This window comes from Aeromonas sp. LsrichE-8G (assembly GCF_022869435.1).
GTDB classification, from domain to species: Bacteria; Pseudomonadota; Gammaproteobacteria; order Enterobacterales; family Aeromonadaceae; genus Aeromonas; species Aeromonas caviae.
Genome location: NZ_JALIHH010000104.1, coordinates 21,190 through 32,930, shown reverse-complemented (window position 1 = coordinate 32,930; position 11,741 = coordinate 21,190). Strand labels below are relative to the sequence as shown.

Sequence of the window (11,741 nt, the reverse complement as noted above, 5' to 3'; positions counted from 1 at the left end):
CTGATAGAGTACGCGCCAACGGTGCAGCTATCGGTACTGGTGAACTCGTTAAAGGCGGTCACATCAAGGCGACTGCGTAATGAATTTCTGGACTTGAGAGGTGCTTACAGCAAACCCGTACTCTGGTCACGCTCTTACTTTGCGGGTTCTTGCGGCGGAGCACCGTTGGAGGTGATCAAGCAATACATTCAAAACCAGCGGGGCTGACGCCCCGGCGAAATTCCCCTCCCACCTACGTCGGAGGGAGTCCCCTTTCGCATTTAAGATGGCTGCATCTACTGCTATGCCAGACCCAGCCACGCCTACCTTGAGCTCTCCCCCGGGCTGGATTTCGAGAGCAAGCTGTTTGCCAAAATCAATGCTGCCGAGCTGCTGCGACGGGAGTTTGCCAAGCCAGCCTATCAGCCACAAACCATCGTGCTGGGGGCCAATACCGATCCCTATCAACCCATCGAGCACCACTATCGCCTGACTCGCGAACTCCTGACGGTGATGCTGGCTCATCGCCATCCAGTAGGGCTCATCACCAAGAGCGCCATGATCCTGCGCGACCTCGATCTGCTGACCGAGCTGGCCCGGGAAGGGTTATGCCAGGTGATGGTGTCGGTCACCACCCTCAATGAGACGTTGAGGCGACAGCTGGAGCCCAGGGCCAGCACGGGGGTTGGGCGGATCAAGGTGATCGAACGACTGGCCAAGGCCGGTGTGCCGGTCGGCGTGCTCGCCGCCCCCATGATCCCCAGGCTCAACGAGCCGGAACTGGAACAGATCATCAAGGCCGCCGTCGACGCCGGGGCGGGCTGTGCGGATTACATCTTGCTGCGATTGCCCCACGAGCTCACCACCCTCTTTTGCGACTGGCTCGATACGCACTATCCCGGCCAGAAAGAGGCGAGCCTCAACTAGCTGCGGGCAAGCCGGGGTGGCGCACTCAACAGCGCCACCTTTGGTAGCCGCATGCGAGGTGAAGGACAGTTTGCCGACCTGCTCGCCCAGCGCTTTCGCCTGATCAGCAGGCGGCTGCAACTGGGCAAGCGCCATATAGCACTCAATACGGCCGCCTTCATCCGCCCGGGCGAGCAGTTGCGTCTGTTCTGAGCGCCGTCAGCTCCGTGGTCTCGGCGGGCAGCTCCCCGCTGGGTGGCGCCGTGCAATCAGCTCCGCAGGCAGGCGGGATGGCTCGTGCGCCACCTCCTCCTCATCCACCCTAAGGCGCACCTTCTCCTGCCCTCCCCACATCCGGCTCCACCAGATCTCCCACATTACCCAGCTCGTCATAACAGTGCTCCTGGCAAGCGATGCCTGCCTCTGTGGTGGCCTCATTCAACGCAGGCAGCATGGCTGGCCGTCATGACAGGGCCATGACAGTCGAGTGAAGGAATCGTGTTGATGCGATGGGACCAACCCTGCATATCAGGAAGATGACGCCGTGGCAGGCAGGGCTGCATGCACGGCAGACGGAGCCGGGCAGCAGAGAAGAGAGCTGCTGGGCAAGCACAAGGACGGGGAGAGCCTGCGGTGAGGCGGACAAAAAAAGAGCGACCATCAAGGTCGCTCTTTTGCACCGGACAAAGGGGGACGATTACTCGTCGCCCGCCTCCCCGGTATCGACGGCGCCAGCGTCCGCTGCGGTGTCGGTGCCTTCAGACACCTCCCCTTCAACAGCCAGGGCCTCGGTTTCCTCTTCGTCGCTCTCGGCAACGCGCTGCAGGCCGACTACGGTCTCGTCTTCACCGGTACGGATCAGACGCACACCGCCGGTGTTGCGGCCGATGACGCTCACCTCGGACACCCGGGTACGAACCAGGGTACCGCCGTTGGTGATCAGCATGATCTGGTCGGTATCTTCGACCTGGATCGCATCGATCACCTTGCCGTTGCGCTCATCCACCTTGATGGAGATGACGCCCTGGGTACCACGGCTCTTGGTCGGGTACTCGTCCAGCGCGGTACGCTTGCCGTAACCGTTCTCGGTGGCGGTGAGGATGGCACCATCACCACGGGGCACGATGAGGGAGACCACCTTGTCACCGGCGCCCAGCTTGATGCCGCGCACACCGGCAGCGGTACGACCCATGGGACGTACGCCCTTGAAGGTGCCTTTGCTTTCGGTGCCTTCGCCGTTGTCGCTGCCGTCATCGTCGTTGCCGGCGTCGTCGTCGGTGTCGACTTCGTCAGTGGCATCGGCATCGGCACGACCACTGCCTTCCGCAAAGCGAACCACCTTGCCCGCATCGGAGAAGAGCATGATCTCGTTGCTGCCATCGGTGATGTCCACCCCGATCAGCTCATCACCCTCTTTGAGGTTGATGGCACGGATACCGGAGGAGAGCGGACGGCTGAAGTCAGACAGGCTGGTCTTCTTCACGGTGCCGTTGGCGGTGGCGAAGAAGACATACTTGTCGGCGTCATATTCTTTCACCGGCAGGATGGCGGTGATGCGCTCACCCTCATCCAGCGGCAGCAGGTTGATGATCGGACGACCGCGGGCGCCACGGGACGCTTCCGGTAGCTGATACACCTTGAGCCAGTAGACCTTGCCACGGGTGGAGAAGCACAGAATGGTGTCGTGGGTGTTGGCCACCAGCAGACGCTCCACAAAGTCCTCTTCCTTGATCCGGGTGGCCGACTTGCCACGACCACCGCGGCGCTGGGCCTCGTAATCGGAGAGCGGCTGATACTTCACATAGCCCTGGTGAGACAAGGTAACGACCACGTCTTCCGGGGTGATCAGATCTTCGATGTTGATCTCGGCACTGGACATGCTGATCTCGGTGCGACGCTCGTCGCCGTACTGCTCGCGCACGGCCAGCAGCTCGTCACGGATCACTTCCATCAGGCGTTCCGGGCTTGCCAGGATGTGCAGCAGCTCGGCGATGAGATCCAGCAGAGATTGGTACTCTTCCAGGATCTTCTCGTGCTCGAGGCCGGTCAGCTTGTGCAGACGCAGGTCAAGGATGGCCTGGGCCTGGATCTCGGTCAGGAAGTACTGCCCTTCACGGATGCCGAACTCCGGCTCCAGCCACTCGGGGCGAGCCGCGTCGTCGCCCGCTTTTTCCAGCATGGCGGCCACGTTGCCGAGCTCCCAGCCCTTGGCTACCAGGGCGGCTTTCGCATCCGCCGGGGTCGCACTGTGGCGAATGAGCTCGATGATGGGGTCGATGTTGGCCAATGCCACCGCCAACCCTTCCAGGATGTGCGCCCGATCCCGCGCCTTGCGCAGCTCGAACACGGTCCGGCGGGTCACCACTTCACGGCGGTGCAGCAGGAACGCATCCAGGATCTCTTTGAGGTTCATAACCTTGGGCTGGTTGTTGTCCAGCGCCACCATGTTGATGCCGAACGTGGTCTGCATCTGGGTGTGCTTGTAGAGATTGTTCAGCACAATCTCGCCGGACTCGCCGCGCTTGATCTCGATGACGATGCGCATGCCGTCTTTGTCGGACTCATCGCGCAGGGCGCTGATGCCCTCGATTTTCTTCTCTTTGACCAGCTCGGCGATCTTCTCGATCAGGCGAGCCTTGTTCACCTGATAGGGGATCTCGTGAACGATGATGGTCTCGCGACTGGTCTTCTCGTCCACCTCCACTTCAGCCTTGGCCCGCACATAGACGGAGCCGCGACCGGTACGGTACGCCTGCACGATGCCGGAACGACCGTTGATGATGCCGCCGGTGGGGAAATCCGGGCCGGTGACATGGGTCATCAGCTCGTCAATGGTGAGGTCGCCGTTTTCGATCAGCGCCAGGCAACCGTTGACAATCTCGGTGAGGTTGTGAGGCGGGATGTTGGTCGCCATGCCCACCGCGATACCGGAGGAGCCGTTGACCAGCAAGGTGGGGACCTTGGTGGGCATGACAGCCGGGATCATCTCGGTACCGTCGTAGTTCGGCACCCAGTCCACGGTCTCTTTGTCCAGATCGGCCAGCAGCTCGTGGGAGATGCGCGCCATCCGCACTTCGGTGTAACGCATGGCCGCGGCGTTGTCGCCGTCCACCGAACCGAAGTTGCCCTGACCGTCGACCAGCATGTAGCGCATGGAGAAATCCTGCGCCATCCGGACGATGGTGTCATACACGGCGATGTCGCCATGCGGGTGATATTTACCGATTACGTCACCGACCACACGGGCCGATTTTTTATAGGGCTTGTTCCAGTCGTTCCCCAGCTCGTTCATTGCATACAGAACGCGGCGGTGAACCGGTTTCAAGCCATCACGCACATCCGGCAGAGCTCGTCCTACGATCACGCTCATGGCGTAATCCAGATAGGAACTCTTGAGCTCTTCTTCGATGTTGACCGGCGTGATCTCTCTGGCCAGATCGCTCATAGAAAGCCTTAATCCCTAATTAGTTGTTCTTTGGCTTAAACAGCGCGACATGGTAACACACTGAGCCAAATACATTAAGCCACAAATCCGATGAGCACATCGGGCTGGTGCGACGAGGTCGGTCCGTTATAATGCGCGCCAGGACAATAGATTGCGCGCGCCCAGCCCGCTGCGCGCCTTGCCACAGGATCATCAAAACATGAATAGTGATGCCAATGTCGATCTGACAGAAATCGCCAAATTTGAAGCCATCGCCTCCCGCTGGTGGGACATGGAGGGCGAATTCAAGCCGCTGCATCAAATCAACCCGGTGCGCCTTGACTGGATCACCGACAAGAGCGGCGGCCTGTTTGGCAAGCGCGTGCTCGACATCGGCTGCGGTGGCGGCATCCTCTCCGAGAGCATGGCCCGCCGGGGGGCCCGGGTCACCGGCATCGACATGGGCAAGGAACCCCTCGGCGTCGCCCGCCTGCACGCGCTGGAACAAGGTGTGGAGCTCGAGTACCGCCAGAGCACCGCCGAAGCCCACGCCGATGAAGCGCCTGGCCAGTATGACGTGGTTACCTGCATGGAGATGCTGGAGCACGTGCCGGACCCGGCCTCGGTGCTGCGCGCCATCGCCACCCTGGTACGGCCGGGGGGCAAGGTGTTCGTCTCCACCATCAACCGCAACCCCAAAGCCTATCTGATGATGATCCTCGGGGCCGAGTACCTGTTGAAGATGGTCCCCAAGGGCACTCACGATCACAAGAAGTTCATCACCCCCGCCGAACTGTGTCGCATGGGGGAAGCGGCGGGCCTGCTGGTGCGGGACATGAGTGGCGTTCACTACGCCCCGCTCTCCAACAGCTTCAAGCTCGGCAAGAATGTCGACGTCAACTACATGGTGGCGTTCGAGCGCCCGGAGCAAGGCTGATGAGCACACCTCACCCGATGCCCCTTGGCTGCGTGCTGTTTGATCTGGACGGCACCCTGCTCGACACCGCCCCAGACCTTGGCGCCGCCGTCAATCACGTGCTGATAAGCGAAGGCTTTGCCCCTCTCTCTGACGACATCATCCGTCAGACCACCTCCCACGGGGCCCTCGGGCTGCTCAGGGCCGGTCTTGGGGACGAGCTGCTCGAGGAGCTGGGGGCCACCCGCCTTCGCACCACCCTGCTCGACTACTACGCCGCCAACCTCTGCGTCGGCACCCGCCCCTATGAAGGCATGGTGGATCTCATCGAGTGGCTCGACGATAAAAAGCTGCCCTGGGGCATTGTCACCAACAAGCCGGGCTTTCTCAGCGAACCGCTCCTGGCAGCCCTGCCCGAACTCGCCAGTTGCGGCGTGACGGTGAGCGCCGACACCTTGCCGGTGCGCAAGCCCGACCCCGCCCCCATGTTCTTTGCCTGCGAGCGCCTCGGCATCGCGGCGAGCCAGTGTCTCTATGTGGGGGATCACGTGCGCGACATCGAGGCCGGCCGCAATGCCGGCATGCGTACCGCAGTGGCTGGCTGGGGTTATCTCAATGATGACGAGGATCCCGCCCTCTGGGGCGCCGATCTTCACTTTGATACCGTGCAGGCCCTGCACCACTGGCTTCGCTACGAGCTGAGCTGACGTCCATGCCCATGACCGACAAGGCATCCGGATAGAGGTGGATCTGCGGGGCAACTTTGATGATGTTCCGATGGCAGTGCGGACATCTGCCCCGACGCGCAGATCCCCCCGCAGCGCACCAGAGGGATCCCGGACGATCCTTCTTTTTACGGGCTTGGCAACCCCCCGAACGGCGTAACAGGACACCTTTTGACCCTGACTGCACAAGGGATGAGCAGGCCGGATTTGCTAGTAAAAACACCCTGCTTTCGCAAGCAAAAAAAGTTATTTTAATTTTCCATCTTCGATCGCCGGACTTGCATTTGACGGATCGGACGGATGAAAACCCGTTCGCTGTGAGCGTCCACTAACTCCCGTCCCGACACCCACAATTTATCCACAGCTAATGCGTTATCCACAGATTGCATTACCGCATCGACCTCACTATCTTGTAGTTCGCATTAAAAATAACACTACATCTTGTGATTCATCGCACAATCCCTGCCCAGTTTCCCTCGACAGACGGAGCCGGGTTGCGCCATTGTGCGATGGCTTTTCGGGAATCAACCGATACCGGCAGGTATCAATGAAAGGGGTCATCAGCCAATGAACTTGTTTGTGACGAAGCGTAACGGACACAAAGAACCCATCGATCTGGATAAAATTCACCGTGTGCTCGACTGGGCTGCCGAGAAGCTCGACAACGTGTCGGTCTCCCAGGTGGAGCTCAAGTCCCACATCCAGTTCTATGACGGTATCCGTACCGCCGACATCCACGAGACCATCATCAAGGCTGCTGCTGACCTCATCTCCGAGCAAAGCCCGGACTACCAGTACATGGCTGCCCGTCTGGCCATCTTCCACCTGCGCAAGAAGGCCTACGGCCAGTTCGAGCCGCCCCACCTGTATCAGCACGTCGCCAGACTGGTGGACATGGGCAAGTACGACAAGCACCTGCTGGAAGACTACACCCAGGCGGAATTTGAGGAACTGAACGGCTACCTCGATCACTGGCGCGACATGGACTTCTCCTACGCGGCGGTCAAGCAGCTCGAAGGCAAGTACCTGGTACAGAACCGCGTCACCGGCGAGATCTACGAGAGCCCGCAGTTCCTCTACATCCTGGTAGCGGCCTGCCTCTTCTCCAAGTATCCGAAAGATACCCGTCTGGACTACATCAAGCGCTTCTATGATGCGGTCTCGACCTTCAAGATCTCCCTGCCGACCCCGATCATGAGCGGCGTGCGCACCCCGACCCGCCAGTTCAGTTCCTGCGTGCTGATCGAGTGTGACGACAGCCTGGATTCCATCAATGCCACCGCCAGCGCCATCGTGCGCTATGTTTCCCAGCGCGCCGGCATCGGCATCAACGCTGGTCGCATCCGTGGTCTGGGCAGCCCCATCCGTGGCGGCGAAGCCTTCCACACCGGCTGCATCCCCTTCTACAAATACTTCCAGACGGCGGTGAAGTGCTGCTCCCAGGGCGGCGTGCGCGGCGGTGCTGCCACCCTGTTCTACCCGCTGTGGCACACCGAGGTGGAGAGCCTGCTGGTACTGAAGAACAACCGCGGCGTGGAAGAAAACCGGGTCCGTCACATGGACTACGGCGTGCAGATCAACAAGCTGATGTACCAGCGCCTCATCAAGGGCGGCGACATCACTCTGTTCTCCCCGTCCGATGCACCCGGCCTCTATGACGCCTTCTTCGCGGACCAGGACAAGTTTGAAGAGCTCTACGTCAAGTACGAGCAGGATCCGGCCATTCGCAAGAAGACCCTGAAGGCGGTGGATCTCTTCTCCCTGATGATGCAGGAGCGCGCCGGTACCGGTCGCATCTACATCCAGAACGTGGATCACTGCAACACCCACAGCCCGTTCGACCCCTCCGTGGCACCGGTGCGCCAGTCCAACCTCTGCCTCGAGATTGCGCTGCCCACCAAGCCGCTCAACAACGTGGATGACGAGGACGGCGAGATTGCCCTGTGCACTCTCTCCGCCTTCAACCTGGGCGCCATCGAGAAGCTGGAAGATCTGGAAGAGATGGCGGATCTCGCCGTGCGCGCTCTGGACGCCCTGCTCGACTATCAGGACTACCCGCTCAAGGCCGCCAAGAAGGGCAGCATGAACCGCCGCACCCTGGGGATCGGCGTCATCAACTACGCCTACTACCTGGCGAAAAACGGTGCCCGCTACTCCGATGGTTCCGGTCTGGCCCTGACCCACCGCACCTTCGAGGCGATCCAGTACTACCTGCTGAAGGCCTCCGTGCAACTGGCCCGCGAGTTCGGCCCCTGCCCGGCCTTCAACGAGACCACCTATGCCCAGGGTATCCTGCCCATCGATACCTATAAAAAGGATCTGGACACCCTGTGCAATGAGCCCCTGCACCTGGACTGGGAAACCTTGCGCGAAGAGATCAAGACCGTGGGTCTGCGCAACTCCACCCTGACCGCCCTGATGCCGAGCGAGACCTCCAGCCAGATCTCCAACGCCACCAACGGCATCGAGCCGCCCCGCGGCCTGGTGTCGGTGAAAGCCTCCAAGGACGGCATCCTCAAGCAGGTGGTGCCGGAGTACCACCGCCTGAAGGATCAGTACGAACTGCTGTGGAAACAGCCGAGCGTCGACGGTTACCTGCAGCTGGTCGGCATCATGCAGAAGTTCGTGGATCAGGCGATCTCCGCCAACACCAACTACGACCCGGCCCGCTTCGAAGGCAACAAGGTGCCGATGAAGCAGTTGCTCAAAGACTTGCTGACCGCCTACAAATACGGTCTCAAGACCCTCTACTATCACAACACCCGTGATGGTGCCGACGACACCCAGACCGATCTGCAAGATGACGGCTGCGCTGGCGGGGCTTGCAAGATCTAACCGCGAAACGCACTGATAAACCGGGCGGGAGCATCAAGCTCCCGCCCTCCTGTTTTCCCTATTTCACGGCATTCGAACCATGGCTTACTCTACTTTTTGCCAGACCCAAAACGATCAGCTCAAGGAGCCGATGTTCTTCGGCCAGTCGGTCAACGTGGCCCGTTATGATCAGCAAAAGCACGACATCTTCGAGCGGCTTATCGAGAAACAGCTCTCCTTCTTCTGGCGCCCGGAAGAGGTGGACGTCTCCCACGACCGCATCGACTTCCAGGCTCTGCCGCCCCACGAGCAGCACATCTTCATCTCCAACCTGAAGTACCAGACCCTGCTGGATTCCATTCAGGGCCGCAGCCCCAACGTGGCCCTGCTGCCCCTGGTCTCCATCCCGGAGCTGGAGACCTGGATCGAGACCTGGGCCTTCTCCGAGACCATCCACTCTCGCTCCTACACCCACATCATCCGCAACATCGTCAACAACCCGGGCCAGGTGTTCGACGACATCGTGACCAACGAGCAGATCTTGAAGCGCGCCGGCTCCATCAGCCACTTCTATGACGATCTCATCGAGGCCACCTCCGTCTATCACCTGCACGGTGAGGGAACCCACCGGATCGGGGATCGCGAAGTCACCATCAGCCTTCGGGAGCTCAAGAAGAAGCTCTACCTGTGCCTGATGAGCGTCAACGCCCTCGAAGCAATCCGCTTCTACGTGAGCTTCGCCTGCTCCTTCGCCTTCGCCGAGCGTGAGCTGATGGAGGGCAATGCCAAGATCATCAAGATGATCGCCCGTGACGAGGCCCTGCACCTGACCGGCACCCAGCACATGCTGAACCTGATGCGCAGCGGCAACGACGACCCCGAGATGGCGGAGATCGCCGTCGAGTGCGAGCAGGCCTGCTTCGAGCTGTTCAAGGAAGCGGCCCTGCAGGAGAAGGAGTGGGCCGAGTACCTGTTTCAGGACGGCTCCATGATCGGCCTGAACAAGGACATCCTCTGCCAGTACGTGGAATACATCACCAACCTGCGCATGGCGGCCGTCGGCCTGCAACCGGCCTTTGCCGGCACCAAGCAGAACCCCATCCCCTGGATCAACACCTGGCTCTCCTCCGACAACGTGCAGGTGGCGCCCCAGGAAGTGGAAGTAAGCTCCTATCTGGTGGGTCAGATCGACAGTGAAGTGCACGCCGACGATCTGGGTGACTTCGAGCTGTGATGCAAGGCGACCTCTGCTGGCAGCCCATGATGCGGGAGAGCGACGTCTGTGAGTGACGCCACCGCCACCCTGAACGCGCCCCTGCATACCGCCACCACGGCGCCGGAAGGGCAAGCCCCCCAGGTACAGACCCTGGAAGGTGTGCTGCACCCCCATCCCGGCGAAAGCGTGCTGGAGACCCTGGAGCGCCACGGCCATCACGTGGAGTTCCAGTGCCGCAGCGGCTATTGCGGCGCCTGCCGCACCCCGCTGCTGGCGGGCAAGGTGCACTACGCCGCCGTCCCGCTCGCCTTTGTCTCCCAGGGGGAGTGCCTCCCCTGCTGCTGTCAGCCGGTGGGCGCCATCAAGCTCGATATCCGAAAGGGCTGACGGCCCTTATCGCCAGATCTGCCCCGCAAACAAAAAGCCGCCGGATTGCTCCGGCGGCTTTTTTCATGGGAATCTCCCGTCTCTTGAGAGAAATGAGGGGCCATGGCCCCTCTTACATTACAACCCGGGGGCGTTACAACCAGGGGGCGGCGGTCGGCCCGTGGTGCAGACCCAGCTTCCAGACCCGGCCAAAATGCTTGTAGTGACCGGCCGCGACACCGGCTTTCTCCCCCATGCCGTGGTAGAGATCGAGGTGGCCCTTCTTCACCGCGCCTCCCACATCCAGCGCAATCAGCAGCCGCAGCTGGTGCTTGCCGGTCCAGTTGCCCTCTTTGTCCAGCAGCGGCACTTCCGCGAGGATGGGGGTACCCATGGGCAGCAGGGTCTTGTCGGCAGCCACCGCCGCCATCGGCAAGAGCGGAATGCCGGCAGCCCCCACCACGTCATTGGTGGGACGGCGCTCGAAGAAGACATAGGAGGGGTTCTGCTCCACCAGCTCCTTCACGCTCTCTTCCGGCTGACGATTGGCCCACTCCTTGATGGCCTTCATGGACATCTGCTCCTTGGGCACTTCGCCACGGTCGATGAGCACCCGGCCAATGCTGACATAGCCGTGGCCGTTCTTGCCGCTGTAACCAAGGTACTGCAACCGGTCGTCATCGCCGTAGTGAACGAAGCCGGAACCCTGCACGTCCATCAGGAAGTTGTCGATGAGGGATTTGCTGTAGCCCAGCTCCAGCCCCCGGTTGGCCAGCGCCCCCCGGTGGATCTCGGCCCGGCTCGGGCAGCGACCGCCGCAGTTGGGCATGGCATAGATGGGATACTTGTACTGGGCGTCCGGGCGATGGCGCACCTCCAGCACCGGCGAGTAGTAACCGGTGAAGAGCACGTTGCCCATGCGGTCTGCACCGCCAAGCTGCGCCAGGCTGATGCCGTACTGGGTGATATGGGCGGGATTGCCCCCATTGGCGACCCAGCGTGAGAGCTGACGATAGAGCTCCCCATAGCGGCTCGCCATGCGGCCGGAGCGTTCCATCACCAGCCGGCTCTGGGGACCGAACTTGCTGTAATCGGCGCGGGCGCGGCTGTTGACCCGCTCTACCCGCACCAGATCCCCCGGCAGGGCGCCATCCAGATACTGCTTGCCCAGATTCTCAGGGATCTCGCAGTTCAGAAAACATCCGGATTCCACCTTCTTCTGGGGCACCTTGACCGGTTCAGGGTTGCCCGCACAACCGGCCAGCCCCACCACGGCGACGGCCAACCAGTACGCATGTCTATTCATATGTCCTCATATAACACCGAGTGTCTTGCACGGCGGGGAAGATGCCAAAATTGCCCGGGGAAAGCAAACGCCTTCACGCCCCTGACGAC

8 protein-coding genes and 2 pseudogenes are annotated in these 11,741 nt (G+C 61.1%); 7 read left to right on the top strand and 3 right to left on the bottom strand.

Going from position 1 to position 11,741, the window contains the following annotated elements; genetic code table 11:
• Both tnpA and MUW49_RS15295 read left to right on the top strand, forming a co-directional pair.
• Positions 1–207 (top strand): annotated as a pseudogene (tnpA, locus tag MUW49_RS15300) (IS200/IS605-like element ISAs26 family transposase); the annotation flags it as partial.
• 60 nt (positions 208–267) lie between these two features.
• Positions 268–1,098 (top strand): annotated as a pseudogene (locus MUW49_RS15295) (PA0069 family radical SAM protein); the annotation flags it as partial.
• A 6-nt stretch (positions 1,099–1,104) separates the two neighbouring features.
• On the opposite strand, the gene MUW49_RS15290 reads toward MUW49_RS15295, so the two are convergent.
• Together MUW49_RS15290 and gyrA are read right to left on the bottom strand one after the other, a co-directional pair.
• Entirely contained in the window at positions 1,105–1,278 is a 174-nt protein-coding gene (locus MUW49_RS15290; protein ID WP_171865703.1) for a hypothetical protein, read from the bottom strand.
• 304 nt (positions 1,279–1,582) lie between these two features.
• Positions 1,583–4,330 (bottom strand): DNA topoisomerase (ATP-hydrolyzing) subunit A, encoded by a 2,748-nt coding sequence (gyrA, locus tag MUW49_RS15285; RefSeq protein ID WP_041211452.1) that lies wholly within the window; start codon positions 4,328–4,330, stop codon positions 1,583–1,585.
• Positions 4,331–4,529: 199 nt separating this feature from the next.
• Between gyrA and ubiG the strand changes: the two genes are divergently transcribed.
• From ubiG to yfaE, 5 genes are all read left to right on the top strand, one after another.
• Positions 4,530–5,246 carry a bifunctional 2-polyprenyl-6-hydroxyphenol methylase/3-demethylubiquinol 3-O-methyltransferase UbiG gene (ubiG, locus tag MUW49_RS15280; protein ID WP_052816220.1) on the top strand — a complete coding sequence of 239 codons (717 nt, stop codon included), beginning with the start codon at positions 4,530–4,532 and terminating at the stop codon, positions 5,244–5,246.
• Positions 5,246–5,932 carry an HAD-IA family hydrolase gene (locus tag MUW49_RS15275; protein WP_052816222.1) on the top strand — a complete coding sequence of 229 codons (687 nt, stop codon included), beginning with the start codon at positions 5,246–5,248 and terminating at the stop codon, positions 5,930–5,932. The genes ubiG and MUW49_RS15275 overlap by 1 nt, the downstream gene beginning before the upstream one ends.
• A 585-nt stretch (positions 5,933–6,517) precedes the next feature.
• Positions 6,518–8,785 carry a class 1a ribonucleoside-diphosphate reductase subunit alpha gene (gene nrdA / locus MUW49_RS15270; RefSeq protein WP_171865704.1) on the top strand — a complete coding sequence of 756 codons (2,268 nt, stop codon included), beginning with the start codon at positions 6,518–6,520 and terminating at the stop codon, positions 8,783–8,785.
• Positions 8,786–8,864: 79 nt separating this feature from the next.
• Positions 8,865–9,998, top strand: a complete 1,134-nt coding sequence (gene nrdB / locus MUW49_RS15265) for a class Ia ribonucleoside-diphosphate reductase subunit beta (protein ID WP_042017109.1) — start codon at positions 8,865–8,867, stop codon at positions 9,996–9,998.
• 69 nt (positions 9,999–10,067) lie between these two features.
• Positions 10,068–10,367: a class I ribonucleotide reductase maintenance protein YfaE gene (gene yfaE / locus MUW49_RS15260; RefSeq protein WP_270836015.1), complete on the top strand. Its 300-nt coding sequence runs from the start codon at positions 10,068–10,070 to the stop codon at positions 10,365–10,367.
• A 133-nt stretch (positions 10,368–10,500) separates the two neighbouring features.
• Here the strand turns inward: yfaE and mltA are convergent, their stop codons facing one another.
• The gene (mltA, locus tag MUW49_RS15255; RefSeq protein WP_244812930.1) at positions 10,501–11,652 is read right to left on the bottom strand and encodes a murein transglycosylase A; all 1,152 of its coding nucleotides are present in this window, start codon (positions 11,650–11,652) and stop codon (positions 10,501–10,503) included.
• Between the last annotated feature and the right edge of the window lie 89 nt (positions 11,653–11,741).